This is a genomic window from Serratia sp. HRI (genome assembly GCF_010119335.3).
Taxonomy (GTDB): Bacteria; Pseudomonadota; Gammaproteobacteria; order Enterobacterales; family Enterobacteriaceae; genus Serratia; species Serratia nevei.
Genome location: NZ_CP083690.1, coordinates 3,920,998 through 3,936,706 on the forward strand (window position 1 = coordinate 3,920,998; position 15,709 = coordinate 3,936,706).

The window sequence follows — 15,709 nt, forward strand, 5'->3', positions numbered from 1 at the left end:
AAGGGCGCCTGTGGCGCCCTTGTCAGTCCTGCGGCGGATTAAATGCGATCGGCGTGGTGCAGCACCACAAACTTGTCCCACAGCTGTTCGTTGGTCTCGCGATGCTGCGGATCGGTGATGATGGTGTTGTCGATCGGGCAAACCTGCTGGCAGGTCGGCGTATCATAATGGCCGACGCACTCGGTGCAGCGATCGGTATCGATCTGATAAATCTCATCGCCCATCGAAATCGCCTGGTTCGGGCATTCCGGCTCGCACATGTCGCAGTTGATGCATTTCTTGGTAATCAGCAGTGCCATTGTCAGTTATCTTTCCATCGGTGTGCTCGGGCTGGCGCGCAATCTATCATAGAATCGCCGCGCGGCGGGCGTTTTTTCGTCATCTTACCGCTTAGGGTAACTCAGGTGGGTCGTCAGCCAACTGATCGAAATCAACCCTTCTCTGCCCGTCAAACACCCAGCGCTTATCGGTATCCGCCATCGTAGGCATCACCTCCGGATGGGCAACCCGTATTCCCGCCTCTTGAGCAAACAACCCGATAAAATCGAACGCGCTCAAGGGATCATCAATGATCTGGTGCTGTTGGTCGCGATCGCTCAGCACCAGCAACGGCACCTGGTAATTCTGCCGGGTATCGCCGCTGTGACGCAGAGAACGTATGCCGCCGATATCCTTATGGGAAAGACCGTGATCGGAGAAATAGAACAGTTTAAACGGCGCGCCGGTCTGTTTCAGACTTTGATAAACCTGCTCGATAAAACGATCAGTCTTGCGATAGGTAGAGAGGTAGCAGGCCAGCTCCTTATTCGGCGACTCGACGCTCGGCGGTTCGCCGTTAAGCCGCTCGCAAAAGTCGGCGTGCGAGCCCATCAGATGCAGCACATACAGGTTGCCTTGCCCCTGGCGGCTCAATAATTGGTCAAATATCGGCAGCAGTGCATCATCATCGGTGTTGCGCGATTGATAGTCGCCTTTCTTCAGGAAGTAATGGTTATCGCTGAACATGGCGATTTTTGATACCGGCGTATCGAATTGCCCGAACAGGCCCTGATTGGACAGCCAGTGGGTATTGAGGCCGGCGGCTTTTGCCAGGGTGATGATATTATCTCCGAGGGCAATGTTGTGGCCGTTGCTTAAAGCCAGCGTGCGGGGGAGCGATTCGAACGTATTCGGCGCGGTGGAAATATAGTTACTGTAAAACCGTCCCTTGGCATTATCCAGAAACGGTGTAGTGGACACCGGATAACCAAATAAGGACATATGATCCCTGCGCATACTTTCGCCGACGATAATGACATAGTTCTCATTCGTTGGTGCGCCGGCGGTAAGCGACCAGCGGTTTGGTGCTGAAGCGTCGGTGTTTAATTCATCAATCTGCTGTTGATATTGATCGTAAGCGGAGTAAGTGGATAAAAAGAAGTCAGGCAATTTTAGCTTAACCAAGCTGCCGCTGAATATTTTGGCGATGACGATAACCGCAAATAACGCCAGCAAAGGCAATATGACTTTTTTGGGTAGCGCTTGTCGCCAAATAAACCTTTTTAAAATAATAAGCATGATAAATATTACGGCAGGTAGCAAATAACAGCTGGCCGGAAGGGTATGCAGAAACTCACCCGCTTCTGTACGGTTGGTTTGCAGCAGGGCGGACACCACGGCCGCTGACGGGGAACCGTAAATGGCCCCGACCGGCGCATACAACGCGCACAGTAGAATAAACGGAATAATCAGGCCGTAACGGGTAAGCGAGTGGGCAGATAATAATAGTAGGATAAGCGCAATAAAAAGAATATCAATGCCTTTGCTACCGCCGTATCCCATCGCCTTGATGAGTATCAATGCAGTAATGGCATAAAACAAAAAGGCGCGCAGGATCGGATGAGTAACGGAATGCCGTAATCTATCTAAAATGACTGTGTGTGTATTCATAATGGTATCGTTAAATAATGCTGTCCATGCATGCTCAATTATTGATCGATAATTGAGCGAGTCACCGTCCGCACATTATTTTTCGAATGCAGAGAAGGAAAATAATTGAGCTGGCGGCGTTTTATCGGCCGCCATTATACGCCTCAAACCAACTTTTTCATTAACTGTTCGCTGTGCTTGATGCGGTCGCGGGCATGATCGAGATCGTGTTGAATCAGCGCCATAAACAGCAGATCGGTGAGAGCGTACTGGGCCGTGCTGGAAGAGATGGCCGCGCTGCGGGTGTGGGGCTCTTCGGCGATGGTGTAGAGGCAGTGATCCGCGCGCTGCTGCAGGCCGTTGGGAGAGAAGCTGGTCAGCGCCAACACCCTGGCGCCGGCCTGGCGCGCCTCTTCCGCCGCCAGATTGATTTCACGCCGTTCGCCGCTGAAGGAGATAGCCAGCAGCAGATCGCGTTTGTCCAGCGCCTGCACCGCCGCCAGCTGAACGTGCATGTCCGCCTCGGCCACCGCCATCACGCCGATTTTCAGCAGCTTGAAGGAAAAATCCTTGGCCACCAGCCCGGAAGCGCCGATGCCGATCAGCATCACCCGGCGCGCCTGGCGCAGCATGTCCAGCGCCTGATGCAGTCGCTCTTCGCTGTTGATGTCCAGCGTCGCGCGCAGCGCCGCCTGCTTTTCCGCCAATAGCTTTTCACCGACGGTTTTCAGCGTGTCGCTGCTGAGGATGTGGTTGTGAACGGTCACTACCGGTTCGGCCTGCGGCTGGGCCAGCGTCTCGCTCAGCGCCAGCTTCAGCGCCGGGAAACCTTTATAGCCCAGCTTTTGGGCGAACTTCACCACGCTCGACTGGCTGATGCCGGCCAGCTGTGCCAGCTTTTGCGAGCTGAGATGGCGTGCCTGCTCGGCGTTGTTCAGCAAAAAATCCGCCAGCTTGCGGTCGTTTTGCGCCAGTGTCGGATACATCTGGCGAATGCGCAGAAGGGTACTCATTGATCTTTCCCTGGAAACCAGCGGCCATTTTGCCATGCAGGCGGCGAAAACGCGCGGTGAAAATTTTTGTGAGCTCGCCGTTAAAATAGCAAATAGCGCTCGCTTTGTTGAATAAAATATTCAAATATTGATTTAATTTTGTGAATTAAAAATTCAAAGGTGAACAGATGAACTTAGGCGCACTGGTATCGGAAACCCGCAACCCGGCCACCATGGGGCTGGATGAGATGTCGACGCTGGAGATGGTCCGCTGCTTTAACCAGGAAGACCGCAAGGTGCCGGAGGCGATCGAAAAGGTGCTGCCGGCGATCGCGCAGGCGGTCGATTTGGCCGCGGCGGCGTTGAAGGCCGGTGGGCGGCTGATTTATTTGGGCGCCGGCACCAGCGGCCGCCTGGGCGTGCTGGATGCCTCCGAGTGCCCGCCGACCTTCGGCGTGCCGCACGGCGTGGTGGTGGGGCTGATCGCCGGCGGGCCGGGCGCGTTGCTTAAAGCGGTGGAAGGGGCGGAAGACGACGAAGCTTTGGGCGAAGCCGATCTCCGGGCGCTGAACCTCACCGCCGTCGATATGGTGGTGGGGTTGGCGGCCTCCGGGCGCACGCCTTATGTGATTGGCGCACTGCGCTATGCGCGCGGGCTGGGCTGCCCGACGGCGGCCATCTCCTGCAACCCGGATTCGCCGATCGCGCACGAAGCGCAGGTGGCGATCTCGCCGGTGGTGGGGCCGGAGGCCCTGACCGGCTCGACGCGCCTGAAATCCGGCACTGCGCAGAAGCTGGTGCTCAACATGCTGTCGACTGGCGCGATGGTCAAGCTGGGCAAGGTTTACCAGAACCTGATGGTGGACGTGAAGGCCACCAACGTCAAACTGGTGGATCGCGCTTGCCGCATCGTGGTGGAGGCGACCGGCGCCGAACGCGCTCAGGCGGAGGCAGCGCTGGCGCAGACCGGCTTCGAAGTCAAACCGGCGATCCTGATGATTTTAGCCGGCGTCAGCGCTGAAGAGGCGCAGCAGCGGCTGCAGCGGCACGACGGCTACCTGCGCGCGGCGCTGGCGCGTTAATTCACGGTGGGGGCGGCGATGGACAAGACAACGGCATTGGCGACACAGATCCTGGCGGGCGTGGGGGGCGAGGGTAATATCCTTAAACTGGAGAACTGCATGACGCGGGTGCGCGTCGAGGTCAGCGACGAGCAGCGCCTGGATCTGGCCGCCCTCAGGCAGCTGCCCGGCGTGAAGGGCTATATCAAACAGGGTGAGCAGCATCAGTTTATCGTCGGCCCAGGCGCCGCCGCCAAGGTGGTGGACGCCATGCGCGAATTGCTGGGCGGTAGCGCGCAGCCCGTCGTCGCCGTCGGTGACGCGGCCCGCACCAAGGTGCAGGCCAAGCAAAAATACGCTGCGCCGATGAGCGGCGCGCTGAAAAAACTGGCCGATGTCTTTATTCCGTTGATCCCGGCGTTTATCGCCTCGGGCCTGATCACCGGCATCATCAACCTGCTGAAACGGCCCGACATCGCCGGCCAGCTGGCGGTGGACTACCCGAACGTGCTGGGGCTGTTGGCGATCTTCGGCAGCGCGGTGTTCGCCATCATGAACATTTTGGTCGGGGTCAACGCCGCGCGGGTATTCGGCGGCTCTCAGGCGATGGGCGGCGTCATGGCCGGCATTCTCTCCAGCCCGGCGCTGGCGCAGATCACGTTGTTCGGCGAGGCGTTGCAGCCGGGGCGCGGCGGGGTGATCGCCGTGCTGCTGGTGGTGGCGTTGATGTGCTGGGTGGAGAAACGCCTGCGCACGCTGCTGCCGGAGTCGGTCGAACTGATCCTTAACCCACTGCTGACCACGCTGGTCACCGCCTCGCTGGCGATCCTGATTCTGCAGCCGATCGGCGGCATTATCTCCGACGCCATCGCCCACGGCGCCAATCTGGCGATCGACAAGGGCGGGCTGCTGGTGGGAGCGCTGCTCTCGGGGCTGTTCCTGCCGCTGGTGCTCTCCGGTCTGCATCAGGGGCTGGTACCGATCCACGTCGAGCTGGTGCAGGCGCACGGTTCCAACCCGCTGCTGCCGATCCTGGCGATGGCCGGCGTCGGGCAGGTGGGGGCGGCGCTGGCGGTGCTGTTGAAAACCCGCAATGCGCGGCTGAAAAAGGTGATCAAAGGGGCGTTGCCGGTCGGCATTCTCGGCATCGGCGAGCCGCTGATCTTCGGGGTGACGCTGCCGCTGGGCCGGCCGTTTATCGGCGCCTGCCTCGGCGGTGCGGTCGGCGGAGCGCTTATCAGCTACTGGAAGGTGGCGACGGTGATCACCTTCGGCATTTCGGGGCTGCCTTTGGCGTTGACCATCGTCTCAGGTAAGGTGATGTTGTATCTGGCGGGGATGCTGATTACGATTATCGCCGGTTTTCTCTTCACCTGGATGATGGGGTTCAACGATCCCGAGGAGTAGCGTTTGAGCGACAAGCAGCAACAACCGGCCGCAGAGGGGCGCCGCGTGGTCTTTTTCGATCTGGACGGCACCCTGCATCAGGAGGACATGTTCGGCAGTTTCTTGCGTTTTCTGCTGCGCCGCTTACCGCTGAACCTGTTGCTGGTGATACCGCTGCTGCTGCCGATCGGTCTGGCGCTGCTGCTGCTGGGGCGCGCCGCGCGTTGGCCGATGAGCCTGCTGCTGTGGGCGATCACTTTCGGGCGTTCCGAAGCGACGCTAAAGGCGCTGGAGCGGCAGTTTATCGAGGTCTTTCGCCAGAAGGTGACCGCATTTCCGGTGGTGCAAATGCGGCTGCGGCAGTACCTGGAGGAGCACGATGCCGAAGTGTGGCTGATTACCGGCTCGCCGGAGCGGCTGGTGGAGCAGGTGTATCGCGATTCGGCGTTTCTGCCGCGGGTACGGTTGATCGGCAGCCGCATCACGCGCCGCTGCGGCGGCTGGGTCTTGACCCTGCGCTGCCTGGGAGCGCAGAAAGTGGTACAGCTGGAGCAGCGGCTCGGTGCGCCGCTGAAGCTGTACAGCGGTTACAGCGACAGCAAGCAGGATAATCCGCTGCTGTTCTTTTGTGAGCACCGCTGGCGGGTAAGCAAGCAGGGTGAGCTGCAGCAGCTGGAATAAACCAAGGGCGGAAGATTCCGCCCTTTCTGCTTTTATCTATCTGCAGCGCGATCAGTCGTCGGTCACGTCGTGCGGCTTGCGCCCCAGCTGCCAAATCTTCTCCGCATAATGCCCCAGTGCCCACAGGCTCAGGCCGAGCAGCACGAAGAAAACCGCCTTCGGTATGCTGTCCCAGAAAAACTCGAACAGACGGGTATAAAGGTTAATGCCGAGGAAGGTCAGCCCGAAGCCGCGCAGCATGGCGTCGTCATGCTTCAACCCCAGCCAGATGGCGGCGAGGGCAGCCAGTCCGAACAGCAGGCTCCAGTGGAACAGCTCGATCTGGCGCGCGCTGTACCAGCTGTCGAGATCGCCGTAGTTGCCGAAGATAGACAGCAGCCACAGGGCGATAAACAGGTACAGCAGCCCCATCGCCAGCGACACCCGCTGCAGGCCGCGTTGCGCCAACAGCGGCCGCAACAGCAGCGCGGCGGCGATCAGTACCGCACCAAAGGCGATAAAGCGAATCGGGTAGCTCATGCCGAGCCAGTAGGCGCCCCAGCCGGACAGGTAGCCGGTCTCGGCGCCGAAGGCGTTGCCGAGCGACAGCAGGGCGAACCACCACACCAGCCCGGAGCGGCTGAACCAGCCGATCGCGCCGTACAGCAGCGCGGCGAACAGCAGCAGCACGGAAACCCGGCCGCTGCCGTTATCCAGCCAGACCCCCAGCTGCCATAAGGCGCAGGCGGTAAGCAACACGGCGACAAACAGCGCGGCCTCATTGCCGTAGCGTTTTTCCGGGTGGTGCCGGCGGCGACGCAGCGCCCAGACGTAGGCCAGCGCCGCCAGTATGCCGGCGATCGCCATGCGCACCGGCGCGTCGAAGCGGAACAGTTCGCTCAGCCATTCAAGCAGTGCGCTGTCGGCGAACAGGCTGGTGACGGCGATCAGCAGCGAGGCCAGCGCGGCGAGAAACGCATAGCGCGCCAGCCGCCGCCAGTCGAAAGGCTGCACGGCCACATGCTGCAGCAGTTGCTGCCGTTGTTCGGCCGTCAAGGCGCCTTCTCCCACCCAGCCGTCCAGCGCCTTGCGCACCACGACCGCGTTCTTTTTACTGAGTTTCATGCTTCTTGTCCCTGAATCACACGCTGATTTGGCCAGTATAGCCATTGGCGGGCGGCTACGACAAAGGGAGGCTAGTGTGTATAATGCCCGCCGCAAAAGCGCACGAGGAATTATGCGATGACTGAATATAACGATGAGTACTGGATGCGTCAGGCATTGCAGCTGGCCCTGCGCGCGCAGGAAGAGGGCGAGGTGCCGGTGGGTGCGCTGCTGGTGCTGGACAATCAGGTCATCGGCGAGGGCTGGAACCGCCCGATCGGCCGACACGATCCTACCGCACACGCCGAGATCATGGCGCTGCGCCAGGGCGGCGCGGTGCTGCAAAACTACCGTTTGCTGAACGCCACGCTGTACGTCACGCTGGAGCCCTGCGTGATGTGCGCCGGTGCGATGGTGCACAGCCGTATCCGCCGGCTGGTGTATGGTGCCGCCGACGAGAAAACCGGCGCGGCCGGTTCACTGGTGGACATTCTGCGCCATCCGGGCATGAACCATCAGGTGGAGATCGTCTCGGGCGTGCTGGCGGACGAATGCGCCGCCACCCTGAGCAATTTCTTCCGTCTGCGCCGTGAACAGAAAAAAGCGCTCAGGCTGGCGCAGCGGGCGGCGGAAAAGCCGGAATAATCAGTAGTTGAGCGCCAGTTCCGGCATCACCGTCGGGTAGCCTTTCCCCAACGCCTCCTGCTCGGCGGCCGCTTGCGCCGCCTTTCTCTCTTTTTCCTGCAGATAGCCCACCAGGCTGACCTGGTAGCGGCGGATGTTCTCTACATAGTTGTAGGCTTCACGCCCGCGCGCATAGCCGTAGGTCAACTGCGGGTAGTAGCGCTTCTGGCTGAGCATCGGCAGGCGCTGCTTGACGTCGACCCAGCTGTCGGGGTTACCTTTTTGCGTCTTGGTCAGCTTGCGCGCGTCCAGCATGTGGCCCCAGCCCATGTTGTAGGCCGCCAGCGAGAACCAGATGCGCTCGTCTTCCGGCACGCTGTCCGGCACCTTGGCCATCAGCCGTTGCAGGTAAAGGGCGCCGCCCTGAATGCTCTCTTCCGGATCGAGGCGGTCGTTGACCCCCAGGCCGTCGGCGGTGGCGCGGGTCAGCATCATCAGGCCGCGCACGCCGGTGGGTGAGGTGGCCTGCGGATTCCAGTGCGATTCCTGATAGGCGATGGCCGCCAGTAGCTTCCAGTCGATCTCGTTGGCGTGCTTCTCGAACAGCGGGCGGAAGTTGGGCAGCACCGAGTCGATGGCCGACAGGAAGGTTTTGGTGTCCACATAGTCGAAGCTGCCGACGTGGCCGAGGTATTTCTCTTCGAGCCGCGCCAGGGTGCCGTCGTCCACCATCTGGCTGTAGAAGTCCAGCATCGCCGCGTACAGGCTGTCGTCGCCGTCGCGTTTCAGATACCAGGTGACCGGCTCTTCGTCGGTGACGTCGAACGCCACCGCCAGCTGCGGATGGATGCGCTGCAGCAGCGCGATGGTCACCGAATCGCCGAGGGTGTAGTCCAGCTTGCCGTCGGCCACCCGCTCCAGCAGCTCTTTGGAGGTGAGATCGCTGGAGGACTCCCAGGCGAGATCCGGGTATTTATCCTGTTTGAGCTGCTTTAGCGTGCTGACGTGCGCGGAACCGGAGGCGACCGCCAGCTTGCCTTTAATGTCGGCGAAGCCTTTTGGCCTCGGGGTGCCCAGCCGGTACACCAGCTGTTGGGAAACGGAGTAGTAGGCCGGGCCGGTGCGCGCGCGGCTGAGGCGCTCCTGGTTGTAGATAAGGCCGGCCGCCAGCAGGTCGGCGTCGTCGTCATCCAGATCGTCGAACAGGTCATTGATGTTCTGATGGGGGATCACCACCAGCTTCACCCCGAGGTAGTTGGCGAAGCGCTTCGCCAGTTCGTAGTCGAGCCCACCCGGCCCTTGCTTGGTGTTGAAATAGGTCAGCGGTGAATTCAGCGTGCTGATACGCAACTCGCCGCGGGAGATGATCTCCTGGAGTTGCCCGCCCTGGCCGCTGCGCCAGGTGATATTGGGCCACAGCGCGAGAGCCAGAAGCAGGGTGACAACGCCGATGAGGATGTAGTTTATTTTAAGACGTTTCAAATAGTTATCCAGTGGTGGCACAGGTACACCGGCGACGACAACCGCGACTTTTCTCATGGTTAAATCACCAGTGCGGGGGCATTTTGCGCAACAAAACGCCAGTGTGCAACTTTATTGACACGTTATGACAATTCGACGGTGCGGCACGCTTTTATCAATAATCCCTACGCAAACGGTTTCGTCGGCGGCGAGGATTCTCTATAATGGCGCGCGTTTTCCCCTGTTGCGCCCAATGAAGCGTCTTATCCGTCGCTTCGAAGACGAGAGAACTTTGATTATGGAAATTCTGCGTGGTTCGCCCGCTTTATCGGCTTTTCGCATTACCAAACTGCTGTCCCGCTGCCAGGACGCCCACCTGCCCGTCAGTGATATCTACGCCGAGTACGTCCACTTTGCCGATGTTAGCGCACCGCTCAGTGCCGAAGAACACGCCAAACTTCAGCGGCTGCTCAAGTACGGTCCTTCTCTCGCCGAACACGCTCCCGAAGGCCGGTTGTTGCTGGTCACGCCGCGTCCGGGCACCATTTCTCCCTGGTCTTCTAAAGCCACCGACATCGCCCACAACTGCGGTCTGCAGCAGGTGCTGCGCCTGGAGCGCGGCCTGGCGTTCTACGTCAAGGCGCCCGAGCTGACGGAAACCCAGTGGCGCCAGCTTGCCGCGCTGCTGCACGATCGCATGATGGAAACCGTCTTCAGCGAACTGCAACAGGCCGAACAGCTGTTCGCGCACCATCAGCCGGCGCCGTATCAGTCGGTCGACGTGCTGGGCGCAGGGCGCACCGCGCTGGAGCAGGCCAACGTCCGGCTCGGCCTGGCGCTGGCGCAGGACGAGATCGACTACCTGCTGAATGCCTTTACCGGTTTGGGGCGCAACCCGACGGATATCGAACTTTATATGTTCGCACAGGCCAACTCCGAGCACTGTCGCCACAAGATTTTCAACGCCGATTGGATCATCGACGGCGAACAGCAGCCTAAATCGCTGTTCAAGATGATCAAGAACACCTATGAGCAGACGCCGGACTACGTGCTGTCGGCGTATAAAGACAACGCCGCGGTGATGGAAGGCTCGCAGGTCGGCCGCTTCTTCGCCGCGCCGGAGAACGGCAAGTACGATTACCATCAGGAAGACGCGCACATCCTGATGAAGGTAGAAACCCACAACCACCCAACGGCGATCTCGCCGTGGCCGGGCGCCGCGACCGGCTCCGGCGGCGAGATCCGCGACGAGGGGGCTACCGGCCGCGGCGCCAAGCCGAAAGCCGGCCTGGTGGGCTTCTCGGTGTCCAACCTGCGCATTCCCGGCTTTGAACAGCCGTGGGAGCAGGATTTCGGCAAGCCGGAACGCATCGTCACCGCGCTGGATATCATGACCGAAGGCCCGCTGGGCGGCGCGGCGTTCAACAACGAATTCGGTCGTCCGGCGCTGCTGGGCTACTTCCGTACCTATGAAGAGCGCGTCAACAGCCACAACGGCGTTGAGCTGCGCGGCTATCACAAACCGATCATGCTGGCGGGCGGCATCGGCAACATCCGTGCCGATCACGTGCAGAAAGGGGAAATCACCGTCGGCGCCAAACTGGTGGTGCTGGGCGGCCCGGCGATGAATATCGGCCTGGGTGGCGGCGCGGCCTCGTCGATGGCGTCAGGCCAGTCCGATGCCGATCTGGACTTCGCTTCGGTGCAGCGCGACAACCCGGAAATGGAGCGCCGCTGTCAGGAAGTGATCGACCGCTGCTGGCAGCTGGGCGACCAGAACCCGATCCTGTTTATCCATGACGTCGGCGCCGGCGGCCTGTCCAACGCCATGCCGGAGCTGGTGAGCGACGGCGGCCGCGGCGGCCGCTTCGAGCTGCGCGATATCCTCAACGACGAGCCGGGCATGAGCCCGCTGGAAGTGTGGTGCAACGAATCGCAGGAACGTTACGTGATGGCGATTGCCCCGGCACAGATGGCGCAGTTCGACGAGATCTGCCGCCGCGAGCGCGCACCTTATGCGGTGATCGGCGAAGCGACCGAAGAACAGCACCTGACGCTGAACGACCGCCACTTCGACAACCAGCCGATCGACATGCCGCTGGACGTGCTGCTCGGCAAGACGCCGAAAATGACCCGCGACGTTACCCGCCTGCAAGCAAGTGGCCAGGCGGTGCAGCGTGAGAACATCACGCTGGCCGACGCGGTGAAACGCGTGCTGCATCTGCCGGCCGTTGCGGAGAAAACCTTCCTGATCACCATCGGCGATCGCACCGTTACCGGCATGGTGGCGCGTGACCAGATGGTCGGCCCGTGGCAGATCCCGGTGGCCGACTGCGCGGTCACCACCGCCAGCCTGGACAGCTACTACGGCGAAGCGATGTCGCTCGGCGAACGTGCGCCGGTGGCGCTGTTGGACTTCGCCGCCTCCGGCCGCCTGGCGGTCGGGGAAGCGCTGACCAACCTGGCTGCCACCGAGATCGGCAGCCTGAAGCGCGTGAAGCTGTCCGCCAACTGGATGGCCGCCGCTGGCCACCCGGGCGAAGACGCCGGGCTGTACGAAGCGGTGAAAGCGGTGGGCGAAGAGCTGTGCCCGGCGCTGGGCATCACCATCCCGGTGGGCAAAGACTCCATGTCGATGAAAACCCGCTGGCAGGAAGGCAACGAACAGCGCGAAATGACGTCGCCGCTGTCGCTGGTCATCACCGCCTTCGCCCGCGTGGAGGACGTGCGCCACACCGTGACGCCGCAGCTGCGCACCGATAAGGGCGACAGCGCGCTGCTGTTGATCGACCTGGGCAACGGCCATAACGCGCTGGGTGCCACCGCGCTGGCGCAAGTTTACCGCCAACTGGGCGACAAACCGGCCGACGTGCGCAACGTTGCGCAGCTGGCGGGCTTCTTCAACGCCATGCAGCAGCTGGTGGCCGAGCAAGCGCTGCTGGCTTACCACGACCGCGCCGACGGCGGCCTGCTGGTGACGCTGGCGGAGATGGCCTTCGCCGGTCACTGTGGTGTGGACGTCAATCTCGACGGCCTCGGCGACGATGCGCTGGCGGTGCTGTTCAACGAAGAGCTGGGCGCGGTGATCCAGGTGAGCGCCGAACGTCTCGACGACGTGAAGCAGGCGTTCGCTCAGCACGGACTGACCGACAACGTGCATCACATCGGCAGCGTGCAGGCCGGCGATCGTTTCGTCATCACCCAACACGGCAAGGCGCTGTACAGCGAAAGCCGCAATACGCTGCGCACCTGGTGGGCGGAAACCACCTGGCAGATGCAGCGCCTGCGCGACAATCCGGCGTGCGCCGATCAGGAACATCAGGCCAAGCAGGATGAACAAGATCCCGGTCTGAACGTGAAGCTGACCTTCGCACCGGAGGAAGACATCGCCGCGCCGTACATCGCCAAGGGCGCTCGCCCGAAAGTGGCGGTGCTGCGCGAGCAGGGGGTGAACTCCCACGTTGAAATGGCGGCGGCGTTCCACCGCGCCGGCTTTGACGCGGTGGACGTGCACATGAGCGATCTGCTGGCAGGACGCCGCGATCTACAGGATTTCCACACGCTGGTGGCCTGCGGCGGCTTCTCTTACGGCGACGTCCTGGGCGCCGGCGAAGGTTGGGCGAAGTCTATCTTGTTCAACGAGCGGGTGCGCGACGAGTTCGAAGCGTTCCTCCACCGTCCGCAGACGCTGGCGCTGGGCGTGTGCAACGGCTGCCAGATGATGTCCAACCTGCGTGAGCTGATCCCGGGCGCCGAACACTGGCCGCGCTTCGTGCGCAACCTGTCGGATCGCTTTGAGGCGCGCTTCAGCCTGGTGGAAGTGGCGGCCAGCCCGTCGCTGTTCCTGCAGGGCATGACCGGCTCGCGCATGCCGATCGCCGTTTCCCACGGTGAAGGGCATGTCGAAGTGCGCGATGCGGCGCATCTGGCGGCGTTGGAAAGCCATGGCCTGGTGGCGCTGCGTTTCGTCAACAACGCCGGTCAGGTAACGGAAACTTACCCGGCTAACCCGAACGGATCGCCGAACGGCATTACCGCCGTGACCAGCGCCAGCGGGCGTGCCACGGTAATGATGCCGCACCCGGAACGCGTGTTCCGAACGGTCAGCAACTCCTGGCACCCGGAAGAGTGGGGCGAGGACAGCCCGTGGATGCGCATGTTCCGCAACGCCCGTAAGCAACTGGGCTAAATACGGCCACCACCGTACACAGGGCGCAAGCAATTGCGCCTTTTTTATGGCCGAGGTTCGGCGATTGGCGGCAGTGTCTGCATTTTGCGACAGGCGCTATTTTTCGTGTCGCCAAATGGAGACATTTAACTTTTTGATTTTATTGGCCATAAGTGGGTTTGGCTTTGGTTGTCTGCATTTGGCGACAGCGCGGCGTTTTTTTCATCGCTCATCGGGGCGTGATGCGCAAAGAAATTTGCTGATATGGTTTTATTTTTCAATAAAATCATATTGTTATTATTTTTATTGCAAAGTTGGCACGCAACGTGCATTATTCTCGTCGGTTGCTCATTCAACTTTTTATGACGGCGCCGTAAATAGACGGCAAATCGCCTCATAAGCCTCCGAATGATGCCAAAGAAATGGTGCCTATCGTCCAACCAAACCGATAACAGACCGTGCAAACGGCTTTATCAAGCATCGGGCGACACGTGGAGTGAGGCACCGCCTGTATCCAACTGTGATGAAGGGTTCATCAATCCTGGATACTTACGGATGCTATTCGTCCTGTTCGATGCCAGCCGCTGCGCTACATCACCCTGGGGACGAGACTTAAGGGCATCCACACTTTCCTTGCGTTGGGGCAAGTTTCTTGCCCCGATGTCATTTATCAACGCTGCGCTTATTCCCGTTTCGTTGCCTATGCCCTCGAACGCAGACGCTTTCCCCACACTCTTGCTTTCACACCGGTTGATGTTACCGAGGCCGCATGCCGTCGGCAGGCCAGGCCTATGGGCGCGGTTCACCGAACCCGCAGCTTTTTCCTTGTGCGTTCAGGATTCTCCCTTGCCGGGCTTTTCTCTTTCCGGCGAGTCAGTTAGCATCGTGACAGAGCTGAGAGAATGAGATGATTTCGTTGAAAAAATGGCGTTTATTCCCCCGTTCGCTGCGGCAATTGGTGCTGCTGGCGTTCCTGTTGGTGCTGTTGCCGCTGCTGGTGCTGGCCTATCAGGCCTACCAGAGTCTGGATCACCTCAGCGCGCAGGCAGCGGACATCAACCGCACCACGCTGGTGGACGCGCGGCGCAGCGAGGCGATGACCAGCGTGGCGCTGGAGATGGAGCGCAGCTATCGCCAGTACTGTGTGCTGGTCGATCCTACGCTGCAGAAGCTGTACCAGAACCAGCGCAAGCAGTATTCGCAGATGCTGGACGCCCACGCGCCGATCCTGCCGGACGAGCGCTACTACCAAACGCTGCGCCAGTTGCTGACCCAGCTGGCGGCGATCAAATGCCATAACAGCGGGCCGGACCAAGAGGCTTCCGCCTTGCTCGAGTCGTTCTCCCGTTCCAACGCCGAAATGGTGCAGGCCACGCGCGCGGTGGTGTTCTCGCGCGGCCAGCAGCTGCAGCAGGCCATCGCCGAGCGCGGCCAGTTCTTCGGCTGGCAGGCGCTGCTGCTGTTCCTGGTCAGCGTGCTGCTGGTGGTGCTGTTCACCCGCATGATCATCGGGCCGGTCAAGGCCGTGGAGCGGATGATCAACCGCCTGGGAGAAGGGCGCGCGCTGGGCAGCACCGCGTCGTTCAAGGGGCCGCGCGAGCTGCGTTCGCTGGCGCAGCGCATCATCTGGCTGAGCGAGCGGCTGGCGTGGCTGGAGTCGCAGCGCCACGAGTTTTTGCGCCATATTTCGCACGAGCTGAAAACGCCGTTGGCCAGCATGCGTGAAGGCACCGAACTGCTGGCCGACGAGGTGGCGGGGCCGCTGACTTCCGATCAGAAAGAGGTGGTGGCGATCCTCGACAACAGCAGCCGCCATCTGCAGCAGCTGATTGAACAGCTGTTGGATTACAACCGCAAATTGGCCGATGGCCCGGCGGAACACGAGAACGTCGAGCTGCGCGACATGGTCGATTTGGTGGTCGCCGCGCACAGTTTGCCGGCGCGGGCGAAGATGATTTCCACCGAAATTACGCTGGAGGCGGAAATCTGCTGGGCAGAGCCTACGCTATTAATGCGCGTGCTGGATAATCTCTACTCCAATGCGGTGCACTACGGCAAGGAATCCGGTAACATTTGGATCCGCAGCCGTCAGGTTGGACAACGGGTGCAAATCGACGTCGCCAATAGCGGCACGCCGATCCCCGAGGCTGAAAGAGCCATGATTTTCGAGCCTTTTTTCCAGGGTAGTCACCAGCGAAAAGGGGCGGTAAAAGGAAGCGGACTGGGGTTGAGCATCGCTCAGGACTGTATCCGTCGCATGCGCGGTGAGCTGCAACTGGCGACGGTCGCCGGTGCAGACGTCTGCTTCCGCATTGAACTGCCGTTAACCGCCGAGAATGAATAAA

The 15,709-nt window shown here is 60.9% G+C and carries 11 protein-coding genes; 6 read left to right on the forward strand and 5 right to left on the reverse strand.

Going from position 1 to position 15,709, the window contains the following annotated elements; all coding sequences use genetic code 11:
• Positions 1–38: 38 nt before the first annotated feature.
• From GF111_RS18820 to GF111_RS18830, 3 genes are all read right to left on the reverse strand, one after another.
• Positions 39–299, reverse strand: a complete 261-nt coding sequence (locus GF111_RS18820; RefSeq protein WP_033635622.1) for a YfhL family 4Fe-4S dicluster ferredoxin — start codon at positions 297–299, stop codon at positions 39–41.
• A gap of 91 nt (positions 300–390) precedes the next feature.
• Positions 391–1,929, reverse strand: a complete 1,539-nt coding sequence (locus GF111_RS18825) for a phosphoethanolamine transferase (protein ID WP_217354296.1) — start codon at positions 1,927–1,929, stop codon at positions 391–393.
• 143 nt (positions 1,930–2,072) lie between these two features.
• Positions 2,073–2,921 carry a MurR/RpiR family transcriptional regulator gene (locus GF111_RS18830; protein WP_033654299.1) on the reverse strand — a complete coding sequence of 283 codons (849 nt, stop codon included), beginning with the start codon at positions 2,919–2,921 and terminating at the stop codon, positions 2,073–2,075.
• A gap of 167 nt (positions 2,922–3,088) precedes the next feature.
• On the opposite strand from GF111_RS18830, the gene murQ reads away from it, so the two are divergent.
• The 3 genes from murQ to yfhb are packed head-to-tail and all read left to right on the forward strand — an operon-like array spanning position 3,089 to position 6,028.
• Positions 3,089–3,982, forward strand: a complete 894-nt coding sequence (gene murQ, locus GF111_RS18835) for an N-acetylmuramic acid 6-phosphate etherase (RefSeq protein WP_033648937.1) — start codon at positions 3,089–3,091, stop codon at positions 3,980–3,982.
• An 18-nt stretch (positions 3,983–4,000) separates the two neighbouring features.
• Positions 4,001–5,368: a PTS transporter subunit EIIC gene (locus GF111_RS18840; RefSeq protein ID WP_038870853.1), complete on the forward strand. Its 1,368-nt coding sequence runs from the start codon at positions 4,001–4,003 to the stop codon at positions 5,366–5,368.
• A 3-nt stretch (positions 5,369–5,371) separates the two neighbouring features.
• Entirely contained in the window at positions 5,372–6,028 is a 657-nt protein-coding gene (gene yfhb / locus GF111_RS18845) for a phosphatidylglycerophosphatase C (protein WP_055311834.1), read from the forward strand.
• A gap of 51 nt (positions 6,029–6,079) precedes the next feature.
• Here the strand turns inward: yfhb and GF111_RS18850 are convergent, their stop codons facing one another.
• Positions 6,080–7,132, reverse strand: a complete 1,053-nt coding sequence (locus GF111_RS18850) for a DUF2157 domain-containing protein (protein WP_047730063.1) — start codon at positions 7,130–7,132, stop codon at positions 6,080–6,082.
• 117 nt (positions 7,133–7,249) lie between these two features.
• Between GF111_RS18850 and tadA the strand changes: the two genes are divergently transcribed.
• Entirely contained in the window at positions 7,250–7,756 is a 507-nt protein-coding gene (gene tadA / locus GF111_RS18855; RefSeq protein ID WP_055311833.1) for a tRNA adenosine(34) deaminase TadA, read from the forward strand.
• Here the strand turns inward: tadA and mltF are convergent, their stop codons facing one another.
• Positions 7,757–9,217, reverse strand: coding sequence for a membrane-bound lytic murein transglycosylase MltF (gene mltF / locus GF111_RS18860; RefSeq protein WP_033644113.1), 1,461 nt, complete (start codon positions 9,215–9,217; stop codon positions 7,757–7,759).
• A 274-nt stretch (positions 9,218–9,491) separates the two neighbouring features.
• Between mltF and purL the strand changes: the two genes are divergently transcribed.
• Positions 9,492–13,385 carry a phosphoribosylformylglycinamidine synthase gene (purL, locus tag GF111_RS18865; protein ID WP_174840527.1) on the forward strand — a complete coding sequence of 1,298 codons (3,894 nt, stop codon included), beginning with the start codon at positions 9,492–9,494 and terminating at the stop codon, positions 13,383–13,385.
• An 886-nt stretch (positions 13,386–14,271) separates the two neighbouring features.
• A complete protein-coding gene (locus GF111_RS18870; RefSeq protein WP_038874219.1) occupies positions 14,272–15,708 on the forward strand; it encodes a HAMP domain-containing sensor histidine kinase in 1,437 nt (478 codons plus the stop codon).
• Position 15,709: the final 1 nt, after the last annotated feature.